This is a genomic window from Pseudomonas sp. Sample_20, from assembly GCF_004307585.1.
GTDB classification, from domain to species: Bacteria; Pseudomonadota; Gammaproteobacteria; order Pseudomonadales; family Pseudomonadaceae; genus Aquipseudomonas; species Aquipseudomonas atacamensis.
Window position 1 is genome coordinate 20,823 of the sequence record NZ_RCOA01000028.1, and the last position, 19,368, is coordinate 40,190.

The 19,368-nt window shown below is 61.1% G+C and carries 13 protein-coding genes; all 13 read left to right on the plus strand.

The annotated features are described in order from the left end of the window. Positions 1 to 75 precede the first annotated feature (75 nt). The 13 genes from gluQRS (at position 76) to D8U70_RS07210 (ending at position 19,119) form a co-directional block, all read left to right on the plus strand. Positions 76 to 969 (plus strand): tRNA glutamyl-Q(34) synthetase GluQRS, encoded by an 894-nt coding sequence (gluQRS, locus tag D8U70_RS07150; RefSeq protein WP_122747341.1) that lies wholly within the window; start codon positions 76 to 78, stop codon positions 967 to 969. 77 nt (positions 970 to 1,046) lie between these two features. Beyond that, on the plus strand, positions 1,047 to 1,223 hold the full coding sequence (locus D8U70_RS07155; protein ID WP_003176118.1) for a hypothetical protein: 177 nt from the start codon (positions 1,047 to 1,049) through the stop codon (positions 1,221 to 1,223). Continuing rightward, positions 1,207 to 4,161, plus strand: coding sequence for a sensor histidine kinase (locus D8U70_RS07160; protein ID WP_024014332.1), 2,955 nt, complete (start codon positions 1,207 to 1,209; stop codon positions 4,159 to 4,161). Before D8U70_RS07155 ends, D8U70_RS07160 begins: the two co-directional genes overlap by 17 nt. Before the next feature lie 22 nt (positions 4,162 to 4,183). Beyond that, positions 4,184 to 5,620: a sigma-54 dependent transcriptional regulator gene (locus D8U70_RS07165; protein WP_071173622.1), complete on the plus strand. Its 1,437-nt coding sequence runs from the start codon at positions 4,184 to 4,186 to the stop codon at positions 5,618 to 5,620. 734 nt (positions 5,621 to 6,354) lie between these two features. Next, positions 6,355 to 7,755, plus strand: coding sequence for a polynucleotide adenylyltransferase PcnB (locus tag D8U70_RS07170; RefSeq protein WP_016773164.1), 1,401 nt, complete (start codon positions 6,355 to 6,357; stop codon positions 7,753 to 7,755). 3 nt (positions 7,756 to 7,758) lie between these two features. Next, entirely contained in the window at positions 7,759 to 8,244 is a 486-nt protein-coding gene (folK, locus tag D8U70_RS07175; protein WP_130928556.1) for a 2-amino-4-hydroxy-6-hydroxymethyldihydropteridine diphosphokinase, read from the plus strand. Positions 8,245 to 8,678: 434 nt separating this feature from the next. Further along, on the plus strand, positions 8,679 to 9,479 hold the full coding sequence (gene panB / locus D8U70_RS07180) for a 3-methyl-2-oxobutanoate hydroxymethyltransferase (protein ID WP_016773162.1): 801 nt from the start codon (positions 8,679 to 8,681) through the stop codon (positions 9,477 to 9,479). Beyond that, a complete protein-coding gene (gene panC / locus D8U70_RS07185; protein ID WP_024014335.1) occupies positions 9,476 to 10,336 on the plus strand; it encodes a pantoate--beta-alanine ligase in 861 nt (286 codons plus the stop codon). Before panB ends, panC begins: the two co-directional genes overlap by 4 nt. Before the next feature lie 358 nt (positions 10,337 to 10,694). Continuing rightward, positions 10,695 to 12,359 (plus strand): glucose-6-phosphate isomerase, encoded by a 1,665-nt coding sequence (gene pgi / locus D8U70_RS07190; RefSeq protein WP_016773160.1) that lies wholly within the window; start codon positions 10,695 to 10,697, stop codon positions 12,357 to 12,359. A gap of 200 nt (positions 12,360 to 12,559) precedes the next feature. Next, a complete protein-coding gene (gene acs / locus D8U70_RS07195) occupies positions 12,560 to 14,497 on the plus strand; it encodes an acetate--CoA ligase (RefSeq protein ID WP_130928557.1) in 1,938 nt (645 codons plus the stop codon). Between the two features lie 135 nt (positions 14,498 to 14,632). Then, positions 14,633 to 15,649, plus strand: a complete 1,017-nt coding sequence (locus D8U70_RS07200) for a class I SAM-dependent methyltransferase (RefSeq protein WP_071173626.1) — start codon at positions 14,633 to 14,635, stop codon at positions 15,647 to 15,649. 222 nt (positions 15,650 to 15,871) lie between these two features. After that, the gene (locus tag D8U70_RS07205; RefSeq protein ID WP_130928558.1) at positions 15,872 to 18,823 is read left to right on the plus strand and encodes a DUF748 domain-containing protein; all 2,952 of its coding nucleotides are present in this window, start codon (positions 15,872 to 15,874) and stop codon (positions 18,821 to 18,823) included. Then, positions 18,820 to 19,119: a DUF2845 domain-containing protein gene (locus D8U70_RS07210; RefSeq protein ID WP_071173628.1), complete on the plus strand. Its 300-nt coding sequence runs from the start codon at positions 18,820 to 18,822 to the stop codon at positions 19,117 to 19,119. Before D8U70_RS07205 ends, D8U70_RS07210 begins: the two co-directional genes overlap by 4 nt. Positions 19,120 to 19,368: the final 249 nt, after the last annotated feature.

Here is a 19,368-nt window from a genome sequence, read left to right on the forward strand (position 1 = left end):
ACACAGCGCTTTCGCGAGCAGGCTCGCTCCCACAGGGGTAACCTGCTTAAATTCTGAATAGCCTTTATCGCCTCCATGACTGCCAAATCCCCCGCCTACATCGGCCGCTTCGCCCCCACCCCCAGTGGCCACCTGCACTTCGGTTCGCTGGTCGCTGCGTTGGCGTCTTACCTCGACGCCCGCTCCGTCGGTGGGCGCTGGCTGGTGCGCATGGAAGATCTCGATCCGCCGCGCGAAGAGCCCGGTGCGCAAGCGGCGATTCTCAAGGCGCTGGAAAGCTACGGTTTCGAATGGGACGGCGAAATGGTCCGCCAAAGCGATCGACACGCGGCTTATGCCGAAGTGCTCGACAGCCTGTTCAATCACGGTCTGGCCTACGCCTGCACCTGCTCGCGCAAACAACTGGAGCCCTATCACGGGATTTATCCGGGGTTTTGCCGCAATGCCGGGCATGAACAGCACGACGCCGCGATCCGCCTGCGCGTGCCGGAGTTGGAATACCACTTCATTGATCGCGTGCAGGGCGAATACCGTCAGCACCTGGGCCGCGACGTCGGCGACTTCGTCATCCGTCGGCGCGATGGTCTCTACGCTTATCAATTGGCGGTGGTGCTCGACGACGCTTGGCAAGGCATCACCGACATTGTGCGTGGCGCCGATCTGCTCGATTCGACGCCGCGTCAGTTGTACCTGCAAGAACTGCTCGGCCTGAAACAGCCGCGCTATCTGCACCTGCCGCTGATCACCCAGCCGGACGGCAACAAACTCGGCAAGTCCTACCGCTCGCCGCCGCTCGAGGCCGATCAGGCCACGCCGTTGCTGCTGCGGGCCTTGCGCGCGCTGGGGCAGAATCCCGGCACCGAACTGGCTCACGCTTCGCCGCGCGAACTGCTGGCCTGGGGCAGCGCGCATTGGGATGCCGACCGGATCCCGCGCACATTGACCCTGCCCGAAGCGCAACTGCAATGACGACACTTGCAGTCGCGCGCCCATCCGTTACCATCGCCGCACGTTTTCGGGCACGCGCATAAAAAAGAGAGGCCGGGATGTACATCTATCGCTTGGTCCTGCTTCTGGTCGTCGGGATCTACCTGTTCTCCCCCGCCATCATGGACTGGTGGATCGACGCGACGGGCGCCTGGTATCGCCCTTATCTGCTCTGGCTGATCCTGATTGTCGTGACCTTCATCCTGCAGAGCCAAAAAGATGCCGATGAGCTTTAGCCTGACCCAGATGATCCTGATCAGCGCCGCGTACCTGGCGGCGCTGTTCGGCGTTGCCTGGGTCAGCGAACGGGGCATGATCCCGCGCGCGATCATTCGCCACCCGTTGACCTACACCCTGTCGCTGGGGGTTTACGCCAGCGCCTGGGCGTTCTACGGCACGGTGGGCCTGGCCTATCAGTACGGTTACGGCTTTCTGTCCAGTTATCTCGGCGTGTCCGGTGCATTCCTGCTGGCGCCGGTGCTGCTCTATCCGATCCTGAAGATCACCCGCACCTATCAACTGTCGTCGCTGGCCGACCTGTTTGCCTTCCGCTTTCGCAGCACCTGGGCCGGCGCGCTGACCACGATTTTCATGCTGATTGGCGTCTTGCCATTGCTTGCCCTGCAGATTCAGGCTGTGGCCGACTCGATCGGCATCCTCACCGGCGAACGCGTGCAGAGCCGCGTGGCGCTGGCGTTCTGTGCGCTGATCATTCTGTTCACAATCTTCTTCGGTTCCCGGCATATCGCCACGCGCGAGAAACATGAAGGGCTGGTGTTCGCGATTGCCTTCGAATCGATCATCAAACTGATCGCTCTCGGCGGCGTTGGCCTGTACGCGCTGTATGGTGTGTTCGACGGCCCGCAACAGCTCGAACTGTGGCTGCTGCAAAACCAGACCGCCCTCGCCGCCCTGCACACGCCGTTGCAGGAAGGCCCGTGGCGCACGCTGTTGCTGGTGTTCTTCGCCTCGGCGATCGTGATGCCGCACATGTATCACATGACCTTTACGGAAAACCTCAACCCGCGCTCGCTGGTCAGCGCCAGTTGGGGCCTGCCGCTGTTTCTGCTGTTGATGAGTCTTGCCGTACCGCTGATTCTCTGGGCCGGGCTGAAACTCGGCGCCACCACAGACCCGGAATATTTCACCCTCGGCATCGGCATCGCCGCCAACAGCAAACCGTTGGCCTTGCTTGCCTACGTCGGTGGCCTGTCCGCCGCCAGTGGCCTGATCATCGTCACCACCCTGGCCTTGTCGGGCATGGCGCTGAACCATCTGGTGCTGCCGCTTTATCAACCGCCGGCCGAAGGCAACATCTACCGCTGGCTGAAATGGACCCGTCGGGCGCTGATCGTGGCGATCATCATGGCCGGCTTCGGCTTCTACCTGATGCTCGGCGTCGAGCAGGATCTGGCCAACCTCGGCATCGTCGCGTTCGTGGCGACCCTGCAATTTCTGCCCGGGGTGTTGTCGGTGTTGTACTGGCCCACCGCCAACCGCCGCGGCTTCATTGCCGGTCTGCTGGCGGGGATCACGGTCTGGGTGGTGACCATGCTGCTGCCGCTGGTCGGCAATCTGCAGGGTTTCTATATTCCGCTGCTGAACATGATCTACGTGCTCGACGACACCAGTTGGCACATGGCGGCCATCGCCTCGCTGGCGGCCAACGTGCTGATGTTCACCCTGATCTCACTGTTCACCAACGCCAGCCCGGAAGAAGCCAGCGCCGCCGAAGCCTGTGCGGTGGATAACGTGCGGCGCCCGCAACGCCGCGAACTGCACGCCGCCTCGCCGCAGGAATTCGCCACGCAACTGGCCAAACCGCTCGGCGCCAAGGCTGCGCAGAAAGAAGTCGAGCAAGCGCTGCGCGACTTGTATCTGCCCTTCGATGAACGCCGGCCGTATGCCTTGCGCCGGTTGCGCGACCGCATTGAGGCCAACCTGTCCGGCCTGATGGGCCCGAGCGTTGCGCAGGATATGGTGGAAACCTTCCTGCCCTATAAGGCTGGCGGCGAAAACTATGTCACCGAAGACATCCACTTCATTGAAAGCCGTCTCGAGGATTATCACTCGCGCCTCACCGGCCTGGCCGCCGAGCTCGACGCCCTGCGCCGCTACCACCGCCAGACCTTGCAGGAACTGCCGATGGGCGTCTGCTCGCTGGCCAAGGATCAGGAGATCCTGATGTGGAACAAGGCCATGGAAGAGCTGACCGGCATCGCCGCGCAGCGAGTGGTCGGTTCGCGTCTGAGTACCATCGCCAACCCGTGGAAAGAACTGCTGCAAGGCTTCATCAACCTGCCCGACGAGCATTTGCACAAACAGCATCTGGCCCTCGATGGTCAGACCCGCTGGCTGAATCTGCACAAAGCGGCAATCGACGAGCCGTTGGCCCCGGGTAACAGTGGCCTGGTGTTACTGGTCGAGGATCTGACCGAAACGCAGATGCTCGAAGACAAACTGGTGCATTCCGAACGGCTGGCCAGCATCGGCAGACTCGCAGCGGGGGTGGCCCACGAAATCGGCAACCCGATCACCGGCATCGCCTGCCTGGCGCAGAACCTGCGCGAAGAGCGTGAAGACGACGGCGAGCTGACGGAAATCAGCGGGCAGATTCTTGAGCAGACCAAACGCGTCTCGCGCATCGTCCAGTCGCTGATGAGCTTCGCCCATGCCGGCAGCCATCAGCACAACGACGAACCAGTGTGTCTGGCCGAAGTCGCGCAGGACGCCATCGGCCTGCTGGCGCTGAACCGACGCAATTTCGAAGTGCAGTTCTACAACCTGTGCGATCCCGACCATTGGGTCGAAGGCGACCCGCAACGGCTTGCCCAGGTGCTGATCAATCTGCTCTCCAACGCCCGCGACGCCTCGCCGCCGCACAGTGCGGTACGGGTCAAGAGCGAAGCCGGCGAACACACGGTCGATCTGATCGTCGAAGACGAAGGCAGTGGTATTCCGTCGAGCATCATGGACCGATTGTTCGAACCTTTCTTCACCACCAAGGATCCGGGTGAAGGCACCGGTCTGGGCCTTGCACTGGTCTATTCCATCGTTGAAGAGCATTATGGACAAATCACCATCGACAGCCCGGCTGATGTACAAAGCCAACGCGGCACCCGTATCCGGGTGACCTTACCGCGTCATGTCGAAGCGACGTCCGCTGTGAACTGAGACCGTCGAGAGTATCGAATCAATGCCGCACATTTTGATCGTCGAAGACGAAACCATTATCCGCTCCGCCTTGCGCCGCCTGCTGGAACGCAACCAGTACCAGGTCAGCGAAGCCGGATCAGTGCAGGAAGCACAAGAACGCTTCACCATTCCTACGTTCGATCTGATCGTCAGCGACCTGCGCCTGCCGGGCGCTCCGGGCACCGAGCTGATCAAGCTCGGCCAGGGCACACCGGTGCTGATCATGACCAGTTACGCCAGCCTGCGCTCGGCGGTCGACTCGATGAAAATGGGCGCGGTCGATTACATCGCCAAGCCGTTCGACCACGATGAAATGCTCCAGGCGGTTGCGCGGATCCTGCGTGATCGCCAGTCAGTGCCGGCTGCCGGCGAAGCCACGGCGAGCAAGCCTGCCGCTGGCAATGGCAAAGCTGCTGTGGATAACAGCAATGGTGAAATTGGCATCATCGGCTCCTGCCCACCGATGCAGGACCTGTACAGCAAGATCCGCAAGGTCGCGCCAACCGATTCCAACGTATTGATTCAGGGTGAGTCCGGTACCGGTAAAGAGCTGGTGGCCCGCGCTCTGCACAATCTGTCGAAACGCGCCAAGGCGCCGATGATTTCGGTGAACTGCGCGGCGATTCCGGAAAGCCTGATCGAATCCGAACTGTTCGGCCACGAGAAAGGCGCGTTCACCGGCGCCAGTGCCGGTCGCGCCGGTCTGGTCGAAGCGGCGGACGGCGGCACCTTGTTTCTCGATGAGATCGGCGAACTGCCCCTCGAAGCCCAGGCTCGCTTGCTGCGGGTTCTGCAGGAGGGCGAGATCCGCCGCGTAGGTTCGGTGCAGTCGCAGAAAGTCGATGTGCGCCTGATCGCTGCAACTCACCGCGATCTGAAGAGCCTGGCGAAAATCGGTCAGTTCCGTGAAGACCTTTATTACCGTCTGCACGTGATTGCCCTGAAGCTGCCGCCGCTGCGCGAGCGCGGCGCCGACGTAAACGAAATCGCCAATGCCTTCCTCGCTCGCCAGAGCGCGCGGATCAATCGCACCGACCTGAAATTCGCCGCCGATGCCGAACAGGCGATCCGGCACTATTCCTGGCCGGGTAACGTGCGTGAGCTGGAAAACGCTGTCGAGCGCGCGGTGATTCTCAGCGAAAGCCCGGAGATCTCGGCCGACCTGCTGGGCATCGACATCGAGCTGAGCGATCTGGAAGACGACGAGTTCATCGGTCTGCCGCCGCAAACCGGCGGTAACGCCAGCAACAGCAGCCATGAGCCGACCGAGGATCTGTCGCTGGAAGACTATTTCCAGCATTTCGTCCTCGAGCATCAGGACCACATGACCGAGACCGAACTGGCACGCAAACTCGGCGTCAGCCGCAAATGCCTGTGGGAACGCCGCCAGCGTCTGGGCATTCCACGGCGCAAGACCGGGGTCGCCAGCGAGAGCTGAGCGTTACCCACCGCGTGCGCGGGTAACGCATGACAATGTGAAAAAACTGTTACCGCAGTCGATTCACGTAACAGAAGCCGGGGTTATCGGTAACGAAACCCCGGCTTTTTTTCGCCCCTGCAAAACGGTTATATCGACCTAACCCCTTGTTTTACTGGGCTTGGCAAAAGTTGGCACGCACCCTGCTATATGTTTGGTACAAGAACAATAACAAGCAATGCACAAGACAATAAAAATAAGACGAATCGACTCACGCACAATAAAAACAAGACGGCGAGAGGCGCAGCTAACTGATTCTTTTGGAGAGGCGTTGTATTTGGGGCTTGCCCCACGACCAGGCCGAGAACAACAAAAACTGTCCTAAGACAGAGCCTGTACTGGTTGGATCGACAGATCACTGCAATTCAGCGACCAAAGCAATCCGTTTGCTCTTGGCTCCCGATTGGGAGGGTCACGAAGGAAACACTTCGTGGCGAGGGCACTCAACAAAAACAAGAAGCCCGAATCAATAATAAAAAGAGCACGCAACTACTTCTTGGGGAGCTTCGGCTCCCCTTGTAGTTTCTCCCCTCCGTGAAATTCCCCTGCTTTCCCGCGTTCGACCCTTGCAGCTTGCGGCTTGCAGCTCAAATCTGCTGCGTCCTACACCATCCCCCGACTAAATGCTAGAATCTGCGCCCATCATGCGGTCATTCTTTTGGTATGGCCGAACATTCCTTCAAACAGTGCATCCCATGCTGAAGAAGCTGTTCCAGTCATTCCGAACTCCCGTGCGTCGTACGCAACACATCCGCAGCACCCCTGAAGTGCTCAACAGCGGCCAACATTCGCTGCAGAAAACGCAGTTCAGCCGCTATGCGGTGAATATCGTCGAACGCCTGCAAGGTGCCGGTTACCAGGCTTATCTGGTCGGTGGTTGCGTGCGTGACATGCTGTTGGGCATCACGCCCAAGGACTTCGACGTCGCCACCAGCGCCACCCCCGAGCAGGTGCGTGCCGAATTCCGCAATGCGCGGATCATCGGCCGCCGGTTCAAGCTGGTGCACATCCATTTCGGTCGCGAAATCATTGAAGTCGCGACCTTCCGCGCCAATCACCCGGTCAACGAAGACGACGAAGACAGCAACCAGTCCTCGCGCAACGAGAGCGGGCGGATTCTGCGCGACAACGTTTACGGCACCCTGGAAGAAGACGCGCAACGCCGCGACTTCACCATCAACGCCCTGTATTACGATCCGGTCAGTGAGCGCATTCTCGATTACGCCAATGGCGTGCACGACATCCGCAATCACCTGATCCGCCTGATCGGCGACCCCAAGCAGCGTTACCAGGAAGACCCGGTGCGCATGCTGCGGGCCGTGCGTTTCGCCGCCAAGCTCAACTTCGGCATCGAGAAGCACACCGTGCAGCCGATCCGTGAGCTGGCGCCGATGCTGCGCGAGATTCCGTCGGCGCGGCTGTTCGAAGAAGTGCTCAAGCTATTCCTGTCCGGGCACGGCGCGATCACCTTCGAAATGCTGGTCGACCTGCAACTGTTCGCCCCGCTGTTCCCGGCCAGTGCCGAGGCGCTGGAATACAACCCCGAATATACGCACACGCTGATCAGCGAAGCACTGACCAACACCGACCTGCGCATCAAGCAGAACAAACCGGTGACCCCGGCGTTCCTCTTTGCCGCCCTGCTCTGGCCGGCGCTGCCGGCGCGAGTGTTGCGTCTGCAGGAACGCGGCATGCCGCCAATTCCGGCGATGCAGGAAGCCGCTCATGAGCTGATCGCCGAACAGTGCCAGCGCATCGCAATTCCGAAGCGCTTCACCATGCCGATCCGCGAAATCTGGGACATGCAGGAACGCCTGCCACGGCGCAGTGGCAAACGCGCCGATCTGTTGCTGGACAACCCGCGCTTCCGTGCCGGTTACGATTTCCTCCTGCTGCGTGAAAGCGCCGGCGAGGAGACCGATGGCCTCGGCGAGTGGTGGACCGATTATCAGGACGCCAACGACAGCGAGCGTCGCGACATGATCCGCGATCTCAGCGGCAAGGGTGACGATGCCAGCGGCGCACCGCGCAAACGTCGCCGCAGCGGCGGTTCCAAGCGCAAGCGCGCCGGTGCTTCGAGCGCGACGGGCGAGTAAGCGATGGAACGCATCTACATCGGCCTGGGCAGCAACCTCGCTGACCCGGCCGACCAGTTGCGCAGCGCCATCGCGGCGCTGGGGCAATTGCCGCAGACGAGTCTTGCCGGCGTCTCAGCCTTTTATCAAAGCGATTCGCTGCTGCCGGGCCAGCCGCGTTACACCAATGCCGTCGCCGCCCTCGACAGTTCGCTCGCACCGATCGAGCTGCTCGACGCCTTGCAAGCGATCGAAAACGCTCAGGGCCGCGAGCGCCTTGAGCGCTGGGGGCCTCGCACGCTGGATCTGGATATTCTGCTGTTCGGCGGTCGCCTGATCGATGAGCCACGGCTGAAGGTCCCGCATTACCAGATTCAGGAGCGGGCGTTCGTTCTTTATCCCCTCGCTGAACTGGCACCGCAGGATCTGCGTCTCGCCGATGGCCGCACGCTGACAGACCTGCTGGCCGCCTGCCCGTTCGTCGGCCTCGAGCGCCTCCCCCAGCCCTGACAAAAATCTTCTGTGAAATGTGGTTGTGTGGCGAGGGGATTTATCCCCGTTGGGTCGCGGAGCGGGCCATGTTGTGTACAGCTTGGTCAGATTTGGGCCTGCTTCGCAGTCCAACGGGGATAAATCCCCTCGCCACAGGTCACCTGCCAATCTCCAGTTTTTGTCAGACAAAAATCCCCCGAATCAGGCCCGCCGCGCCGCTGAATCGCATCAGTAACGCCGGTAACACCGCCCGCGTAACAATGCGGTAACACACGCAATTGACTTCCTGTTGGCTCATCACGACTATAGGCGTCCCGCTGCCGCCAACCCGGCATGAACGGGCGCAATCCAGGCCTTTCAAAGCACGACACAAGACCGTGCGCCTGAGTAGATGAAGAATCACGCGCGTGACTCGCAGCAGTTTCCAGAGCGCCTGAACGAGGATTTTTTACATGCCAGCCATCACCCTGACCACGCTCCAGAGCCTCAAGCAGAAAGGTGAAAAAATCACCATGCTGACCTGCTATGACGCGACCTTCGCCCACGCCTGCAACGAGGCCGGTGTCGAAGTGCTGCTGGTCGGCGACTCCCTCGGCATGGTTCTGCAGGGTCATGACAGCACCCTGCCGGTGACCACGGCGGAAATGGCCTATCACGTCGCCAGCGTCAAGCGTGGCAATGGCGATGCCCTGATCCTCGCCGACCTGCCGTTCATGGCCAACGCCACCCTCGAACAGACCATGACCAACAGCGCCATGCTGATGCAGGCCGGCGCGCACATGGTCAAGGTTGAAGGTCAGCTGTGGCTGGCGGAGTCGATCCGCCTGCTCGCCGAGCGCGGTGTGCCGGTGTGTGCGCACATGGGCCTGACCCCGCAAGCAGTGAACATCCTCGGTGGCTATAAAGTGCAGGGCCGCAACGAGAATCAGGCGCGGCAGATGCGTGCCGATGCGATCGCGCTGGAGCAGGCCGGTGCGGCCATGCTGTTGCTCGAGTGCGTGCCGAGCGAACTGGCGGCAGAAATCAGCCAGGCCGTGGGCATTCCGGTGATCGGTATCGGTGCCGGCAACGCCACCGACGGCCAGGTGCTGGTATTGCACGACATGCTCGGCCTGTCGATCACCGGCCGCGTACCCAAATTCGTCAAAAACTTCATGCAAGGTCAGGACAGCATCCAGTCCGCGCTGAAGGCTTACGTCAGCGAAGTCAAAGCCACTACGTTCCCTGGCATCGAACACGGATTCTCTGCATGAACACCGTCAAAACCGTACGCGAACTGCGCGCCGCCGTCGCCCGCGCGCGCAGTGAAGGCAAGCGCATCGGCTTCGTGCCGACCATGGGCAACCTGCACAGCGGCCACGTCGCATTGATCACCAAGGCTACCCAGCGAGTCGATTTCGTCGTCGCGAGTATTTTCGTCAACCCGCTGCAATTCGGCGCCGGCGAAGACCTCGACAAATACCCACGCACCCTCGCTGCCGATCAGGAAAAACTCCTCGAAGCCGGTTGCGACCTGCTGTTCGCGCCGACGGTTGAAGAGATGTACCCGGACGGCATGGCCGGGCAAACACGGGTCAGCGTGCCGCAATTGTCCGAAGGCCTGTGTGGCGCCAGCCGTCCGGGGCACTTCGAAGGTGTGGCGACGGTGGTCAGCAAGCTGTTCAACATGGTCCAGCCGGATCTGGCGATCTTCGGCCAGAAGGATTACCAGCAACTGGCGGTGATCCGCGCACTGGTGCATGACCTGAACATGCCGATCCAGATCATCGGCGAGCCGACCGTGCGTGCAGCGGATGGCTTGGCACTGTCGTCGCGCAACGGCTTCCTCAATGAAGACCAGCGCGCCGTGGCACCGGTGGTCTATCGCGTGCTGAGCAGCATTGCCGAAGCGATCAAGCAAGGTGAGCGCGATTACCCGGCGCTGATCGCTGCACAGCTGCAGGTGCTGGAAGCGGCGGGGCTGCGTCCGGACTATCTGGAAATCCGCCATGGCCTGACCTTGCGTCCGGCGACGGCAGAAGATCGCGATCTGGTGATTCTGGCGGCAGCGTTCCTCGGCACTACGCGGCTGATCGACAACCTGCACCTGAACCTCGATAGCCCGATTTAAGCAGCAACGAATTTCCCTGTGGGAGCGAGCCTGCTCGCGAAGGCGGTGTATCAGCGACTTATAAGTTGCCTGACACCACGCCTTCGCGAGCAGGCCCGCTCCCACAGGTGTTTTCGGTGCATGCCGGTTGGGCGAAAGTCTTCCGGGCACCTCCGTTTGTCGGCCAGATTCCTCTGCGGATGTTAAAAAAGTACAGGGATCTGGTCAGACAAAGTCAAGACAGAACGCAGCGCGAGGTTTACTGTATTCGCCCTGTGTCCAGATCTCGTGTCGACGCATTTGATCCCATGCGCTAAAACTCGTGGTTGATCTGTACCGTGTTCAAAAGGCCGTTCAAGTAAAAAGGAAAACCGCAGCGATGGCGTACTACCGCACTCCTCACGACGTTACCGCTCTGCCCGCCTGGCAAGCGTTGAAAGATCACCGCCAAGCCATGCAGGATTTCAGCATGCGCGAAGCCTTCAACGCCGATCCGCAGCGTTTCAATCAGTTCACCCTCAGTAGCTGCGGTCTGTTTCTCGATTATTCGAAGAATTTGATCAACGCCGAGACCCGCAACCTGCTCGTGGGCCTGGCCAATGAAGTCGATCTGAAGGGCGCGATCAAAGCGCTGTTCGACGGCGAAATCGTCAACGCCTCCGAAGGCCGCCCGGCGCTGCACACTGCACTGCGCCGCCCGGTCGGCGACAAGTTGTCGGTCAACGGCGTCAACGTGATGCCGGAAGTGCACAAGGTGCTGAACCAGATCACCGATCTGGTCGGCCGCATTCACGATGGCTTGTGGCGTGGCTACACCGAGAAACCGATCACTGACGTGGTCAATATCGGTATCGGTGGTTCGTTCCTCGGTCCTGAGCTGGTCTCCGAAGCGCTGCTGTCCTACGCGCAGAAAGGCGTACGTTGCCACTATCTGGCAAACATCGACGGCAGCGAATTCCACGAGCTGACGCAGAAACTGCGCGCCGAGACCACGCTGTTCATCGTTTCGTCGAAGTCGTTCAACACTCTCGAAACCCTGAAGAACGCGCAGGCCGCACGCGCCTGGTACCTGGCGCAGGGCGGCTCGGAAGCCGAGCTGTATCGCCACTTCATCGCGGTGTCGAGCAACAACGCCGCCGCTGTGGCTTTCGGTATCCGCGAAGAAAACATCTTCCCGATGTGGGACTGGGTCGGCGGGCGCTACTCCCTGTGGTCGGCGATCGGTTTGCCGATTGCGCTGGCCATCGGCATGTCCAACTTCAAGGAACTGCTGTCCGGTGCCTACACCATGGACCAGCATTTCCAGACCGCGCCGTTCGAACAGAACATGCCAGTGCTGCTGGCGCTGCTCGGCGTGTGGTACGGCAACTTCTGGGGTGCGCAGAGCCACGCGATCCTGCCGTACGACCACTACCTGCGCAACATCACCAAGCACTTGCAACAGCTCGACATGGAGTCCAACGGCAAGAGCGTGCGTCAGGACGGCACCTCGGTGTCGACCGATACCGGCCCGGTGATCTGGGGCGGCGTCGGCTGCAACGGTCAGCACGCTTATCACCAGTTGCTGCACCAGGGCACCCAATTGATCCCGGCCGACTTCATCGTGCCGATCGTCAGCTTCAACCCGGTTTCCGACCATCACCAGTGGCTGTACGCCAACTGCCTGTCGCAGAGCCAGGCGCTGATGCTCGGCAAGACCCTGCCGGAAGCTGAAGCCGAACTGCGCGACAAAGGCATGGGCGAAGACGACGTGCGCAAACTTGCGCCGCACAAGGTGATCCCGGGCAATCGTCCGAGCAATACCCTGGTGGTCGAACGCATCAGCCCGCGTCGCCTCGGCGCGCTGGTTGCGATGTATGAGCACAAAGTATTCGTGCAAAGCGTGGTCTGGGGCATCAACGCCTTCGACCAGTGGGGTGTGGAACTGGGCAAGGAATTGGGCAAAGGCGTCTACAACCGCCTGGTCGGCAGCGACGAGACCGTGGCTGACGATGCCTCGACTCAAGGCCTGATCAACTACTTCCGCGGGCGTCATCGCGGCTGATAAAAGCCTTCGGGCACAACGCTGTTCCCCTGTGGGAGCGAGCCTGCTCGCGAAATCGGTGCGTCATTCAACACTGTGTTGACTGATCCGCCGCCTTCGCGAGCAGGCTCGCTCCCACAGTTGTTTTGGCGCATGACTTGAACCTGTGCAGCGCTCGGCGCATCTTTATTCGTGTCGCACCACAAGAATAAGGAACCGTCATGTTCGATATCAGCACGTTCCCCAAAGCCGATGCCGTGCGCCAGGCCGCTCAGTTGAGCCAGGACGAGTATCGGCGCCTGTACGGTGAATCGATTGAACACCCCAGTGCCTTCTGGGCCGAGCAGGCCACACGTTTCCTCGATTGGAGCACGCCGTGGCAGACCGTGCAGCGCTATGACCTGAAAACTGGTGAAGCGGCCTGGTTTGCCGGCGGCAAGCTCAACGTCAGTTACAACTGCATCGACCGTCACCTCAAGCAACGCGGCGAACAGACTGCCCTGCTCTGGGAAGGCGACGATCCCGCCGAATCGGCGCAGATCACTTACAACAAACTCCATCACCACGTCTGCCGTCTGGCCAACGTGCTGAAAAGCCGTGGCGTGAAGAAAGGCGATCGGGTGTGCATCTACATGCCGATGATCCCCGAAGCCGCCTACGCCATGCTCGCCTGCGCGCGAATCGGTGCGATTCATTCGGTGGTGTTCGGCGGATTTTCTCCGGACTCCTTGCGTGATCGAATCCTCGACGCCGACTGCCGTACCGTGATCACGGCCGATGAAGGCGTGCGCGGTGGCCGCTTCGTGCCGCTGAAAAACAACGTCGACAAAGCCCTGCAAAGTTGCCCGAACGTCAGCACCGTCGTGGTGGTCGAGCGCACTCAGGGCCAGGTCGATTGGGTCGAAGGCCGTGACCTCTGGTACCACCAGGCCGTGCGCGAGGTCAGCGACGACTGCCCGCCGGAACCGATGGACGCCGAAGATCCGCTGTTCATCCTCTACACCTCCGGCAGCACTGGCAAACCCAAAGGCGTGCTGCACACCACCGGCGGCTATCTGCTGCAAGCGGCGATGACCTTCAAATATGTGCTCGACTACCGCGACGGCGAAGTGTTCTGGTGCACCGCCGACGTCGGCTGGGTCACCGGCCACAGTTACATCGTCTACGGGCCGCTGGCCAACGGTGCGACCACACTGATGTTCGAAGGCGTGCCGAGCTACCCGAGCAGTTCGCGCTTCTGGCAGGTCATCGACAAGCACAAGGTGAACATTTTCTACACAGCACCCACCGCCCTGCGCGCGCTGATGCGCGAAGGCGCCGGACCGTTGAAGGAAACGTCGCGCGCCAGCCTCAGATTGCTCGGCAGCGTCGGTGAGCCGATCAACCCGGAAGCGTGGGAATGGTACTTCAATGCTGTCGGTGAACAGCGCTGCCCGATTGTCGACACGTGGTGGCAGACCGAAACCGGCGGCATCATGCTCAGCCCGCTGGTCAGCGCGCAACGGATCAAACCGGGCTGCGCGACGCAACCGATGTTTGGCGTGCAACCGGTGCTGCTTGACGAAGTCGGCAAGGAAATCAAAGGCGCCGGCAGTGGCGTGCTGGCGATCAAATCGAGCTGGCCGGCGCAGATTCGCAGCGTCTACGGCGATCCGCAGCGGATGATCGACACCTACTTCAAACCCTACCCCGGCTATTACTTCACCGGCGACGGCGCCCGCCGCGACGAGGACGGCGATTACTGGATCACCGGACGCATCGACGACGTGATCAACGTTTCCGGCCACCGCATCGGCACCGCCGAAGTGGAAAGCGCCCTGGTGCTGCACGACAGCATCGCCGAGGCCGCCGTGGTCGGTTATCCCCACGACGTCAAAGGTCAGGGCATCTACGCGTTCGTCACGCCAATGAACGGCACCGAGGCCAACGAAGAGCTGAAGAAAGACCTGCTGGCGCATGTCAGCAAGGAGATCGGCAGCTTCGCCAAACCGGACCTGATCCAGTGGGCGCCGGCATTGCCGAAGACCCGCTCGGGCAAGATCATGCGGCGTATTCTGCGCAAGATTGCTTGCAATGAGCTCGACAGCCTTGGCGATACTTCGACGCTGGCTGATCCGAGTGTGGTGCAGGACCTCGTTGATAAACGTTTGAATCAATAGCTTCACGAGCAGGCTCGCTGCCACAGGTGATCGCATTGCACATGTGGGAGCGAGCCTGCTCGCGAAGGCCATCACGCGATCCCCCGGCAAACTGTTAAACTCCCGCGCCCCAATTCCCCTCAGCAAGGCGCCCGCATGTCTTCCTTGAATCAGGCGCTGCGCGCCGCCCTCGATCAACGCCAGGACCTGCTCGCTGCGCTGCACAGCCAGGGCACCGATTGCTATCGGCTGTTCCATGGCAGCCAGGAAGGCGCCGGCGGCCTGACCATCGACCGCTACGGCCCGCAACTGCTGGTGCAGAGTTTTCACCAGACACTCGAACGTGATGATCTGCTGCAACTGCACGCCATGGTCAACCAGACGCTAGGCTTCGACAGCCTGCTGGTCTACAACGACCGCTCCCGTGGCAACTCGCGGATCGATCGCGAGGACAGCGTCTATAAAGCCGATGACGCCGCACTGGCGGATCTGGTCGGGCATGAATGGGGCCTGAACTACCGCGTGCGCGGGCGTCATGCCGGGCAGGATCCGCTGCTGTTCCTCGACCTGCGCAACACCCGTGGCTGGGTCAAGGATCACGCGCAAGGCAAAAGCGTGCTCAACCTGTTCGCCTACACCTGCGGCGTTGGCCTCAGTGCAGCGGCCGGCGGTGCACGTGAGGTGTGCAACCTCGATTTTGCCGAGGGCAATCTGGCGGTCGGTCGCGAGAATGGTTTGCTCAACCCGCAACTGCCGGAGATGCAATTCATTCAGTCCGATTACTTCCCGGCGATCCGTCAGCTTGCTGGCCTGCCGATCAGCGTGCGGCGCGGGCAGAAGTTGCCGAGCTATCAGCGCCTCGAACAGCGCCAATACGATCTGGTACTGCTCGATCCGCCGGCGTGGGCCAAAAGTGCGTTCGGCACCGTCGATTTGCTGCGCGATTATCAGAGCCTGCTCAAACCGGCGCTGCTGACCACCGCTGACAACGGCGTGCTGATCTGCTGCAACAACCTGGCGAAAGTCAGCATGGACGACTGGCGCGAACAAGTGTTGCGCTGCGCCGAAAAGGCCGGCCGCCCGGTGCGCGAATGGAGCGTGATGACCCCGGGTGCCGACTTCCCCTCGCGGGACCAGCAGCCACCGTTGAAGACGCTGATCTTGCAGCTGTGATCCCTCCGGCATGAGCGATTACATTTCCCTGTGGGAGCGAGCCTGCTCGCGAAAGCGCAGTGTCAGTCGACTTGTTTTTCACTGAACCAGCGCATTCGCGAGCAGGCTCGCTCCCACAAGGGAGATCTGTTCCTACAGAAATTTCTGAACAATCCTGTCCCACATCAAGCACTTCGGAACCAGAATCGCGTGCCATACTCCAAGGCACTCCGATTCAGACAGATGAAGCCGCACATGCCCAAAGGATTGATTCGCGCGATTGGCGCACTGCTGACAGCCCTGGCCCTCTACAGCCTGCTGGGGTTTCTGATCCTGCCGGGCATTGCCTTGCGCGTGGCCAACCAGCAACTGGCTAACTACGCCACGCTGCCGGCGCATCTGCAGCGTATTGAACTCAACCCCTTCAGCCTTGAGGTCACCCTGTGGGGCCTGGTCATCGGCGAGCCGGGCAAGGAGCAGGTCGGCTTCGATCGCCTCTATGCCAACCTGCAAATCGACAGCCTCTGGACCAAGGCCCTGCACCTGTCCGACATCGAACTGGACAAACCCAAAAGCGAAATCCTCTTCGCCAAGGACGGCAAGCTCAACCTGCTCGGCCTGTTCAACCTGCCGCCGAGCGAGCCGACACCCGCCAATCCCGACGCCAAGCCGTTTCCGCTGCGTATCGACAACATCAAACTGGCCGGCGGCGTGGTGCATTTCGAGGATATGCGGCCCAGCGAGCCGATCGAATTTCTTTACGACGACCTCAGTTTCGAGCTGAAAAACCTCAGCACATTACCCGAGGACAGCGCCGACATGACCCTCGTCGCCATCGGCCCCGCTGGCGGGCGGATCGACTGGACCGGCAATTTCAGCCTGATCCCGTTCACCTCCGAAGGCACCCTGAAAGTCACCGATGGCCAGATGAAATCCTTCTGGCCCTACGTGCGCGACGCCGTGCCGCTGGTGCTGGAAAACGGCGTGGTCAGCCTCAGCACCGAGTACAAACTCAACCTGTCGAAACAAACCGAACTGCTGCTGAACAACGTCGCGGTGAGCATTGCGCCGTTCGCCATCAAGGCTCCGGACGGACGTCCGCTGGCCAGGCTCGAACGCCTCGACGTCAGCGACACCTCGCTGGACCTGGCCAAGCAGCAAGTGGTGGTCGGAAAGATCCGCAGCAACAAACTGGAAACCTGGGCGGCGCTGGAAGCCGATGGCCAACTGGACTGGCAGAAACTGTTCGCCAGCCAACCGTCGAAACCGGCTGCCAAAGCCGCTGCCGAACCGGCCGATGCCCCGGCTGCCGCTGACTCGCCGAAGCCTGAATCGACTGCGCCGAGCAAGCCATGGCAGGTGCTGGTCAAGGATGTGCAACTGCGCAACTACACGGTCCATCTCGCTGACCGCTCGGCGCAACCGGCGGTGGCGCTGGACATCACCCCGCTGAACGTCGACCTGCAGGATTTCGACAGCCTCAACGGCTCGCCTTTCAAGCTCAAGCTCGACAGCGGTCTGGGCAAGCAAGGCAAGATCAGCGCCGACGGCACGGTCAATCTGGCTCCGGTCAACGCGCAGCTCAACGTGAAAACCGAGGACGTCGACCTGCGTGTCGCTCAGTCCTATATCAACCCGTTCATTCGCCTGGAACTGCGCAGCGGCATGCTCGGCAGTGACCTCAAGGTCAACCTCAAGAGCACCGAACCACTGGCCCTCAGCGTCACCGGCCGCGCGCAGATCGATCAACTGCACACCCTCGATACGCTGAAGACCCGCGACTTCCTCAAATGGCAGCAAGTAGTGGTCGACGGCATCAACTATCAGCACGGCGACAGCCTGTCGATCGACAAGGTCAACCTGTTGCAGCCGTATGTGCGCTTCATGATCAACGACGATCGCACCACCAACGTCGACGACCTGCTGATCCCGCAACCGGCCGACAGCGGTGCAAAAAGCACCGCAGCCAAACCGGCCGGCAAGGACAAACCACTGGGCATTCACATCGGTGCGATTGCGATCAACGACGGCTCGGCCAACTTCGCCGACTTCAGCCTGACACCGAATTTCGCCACCGCCGTGCAGCAGCTCAACGGTCAGATCGGCACCATCGACAGCCGTCAGGCAAAACCGGCCAGCGTCGACATCAAAGGCAAGGTCGACCGTTATGCGCCGGTGACCATCAAGGGGGCGGTCAATCCGTTCGACCCGATGGCCAGCCTCGACATCGCCACCAGTTTCAAGCGCGTCGAACTGACGACCCTGACGCCCTACTCCGGCAAGTTCGCCGGCTACCGCATCCGCAAGGGCCGGCTCAACCTTGATCTGCACTACTTGATCACCAAAGGCCAACTGAAAGCCGAGAACAAAGTCGTCGTCGAGCAGCTGCAACTGGGCGAGAAGGTCGACAGCCCTGATGCAGTGAGCCTGCCGCTGAAACTGGCGATTGCTCTGCTCAAGGATGTCGACGGCAAGATCTCCATCGAATTGCCGGTGACCGGCGACCTGAATAATCCACAGTTCAGCGTCATGCCGATCGTCTGGCAGACCCTGCGCAACCTCATCGTCAAAGCTGCCGCCGCGCCGTTCAAGATGATCGGCGGGCTGGTCAGTGGCGGCGGCTCCGAAGACCTCGGCACGGTGTCCTTCGCGCCGGGCTCCAGCGATCTGAGCAAAGACGCCGAAGCGGCGCTGGTGAAACTGTCGCAAGCGCTCAAGGAACGTCCGGCGCTGCGCCTGGAAATCGAAGGCACTGCCGCGAAGAGCAGCGATGGGCCACTGCTGGCCGAGCAACGTCTGGAACGCGAATACCAATACAACTACTACAAGATGCTCCAGCGCCGTGGCGACAAAGTTCCGGCCCAGGCCTCGCTGCTGCAAGTGCCCGAAAGCGAGAAAGGCGCGTTGCTCGAAGGCATCTACCGCACCCGCCTGAAAACCCAGCCACCGGTTGAATGGAAAGATCTCGGCAAAGAAGAACGCACGGCGAAAATGCGCCAGGGCGTGATCGCGTTCTGGAGTGGCAGCGAGGTGCTGTTGCGACAGTTGGGCCAGGATCGCGCCAGCACCATCAAGGATTACCTGGTCGACAAGGGCAAGCTCGAAGATGACCGCGTGTACTTCATCGACGCCAACCTCGGCGAGGCCGAAAGCGACGGCCGCGTGGTCACGCAAATGCACCTGGATGCAGAATGACCGTGCGTAACTGGCTGGCTGTGCTCGTTCTGACCTGCGCCGCCGGCCACGTGTCGGCTTCGGATACATTGCGCTGCGGCAGCCAGTTGATCAGCCTCGGCGACCGCACAAGCGAGGTGCTGCAAAAATGCGGCGAGCCGGTCAGTCGCGACGTGCTCGGCTACAAGCGCAGCGCCAATCGCCGCGAAGAGTTTCAGGTCGAGGAATGGACCTACGGCCCGAACAACGGCATGTATCAATACCTGCGCTTCGAAGGCAATCGCCTGCGGCAGATCAACAGCAAACGCGGTAACTAAGCCGAACGAAATTCACCCTGTGGGAGCGAGCCTGCTCGCGAATACGGTCTGTCACTGACGAACTTGTCGGCTGACACTACGCATTCGCGAGCAGGCTCGCTCCCACATTGGTATTGCCCAAATAGAACAGGCCCCGACACAAGTGCCAGGGCCTGTAATGGTCACATCCGTGTGACCGTTCGCATGAACTCTAAAGTTGCGGCAGACGTATTGCTCGGCCCGTCTGTCGCGTCTTCTCCCGGTTCAGGC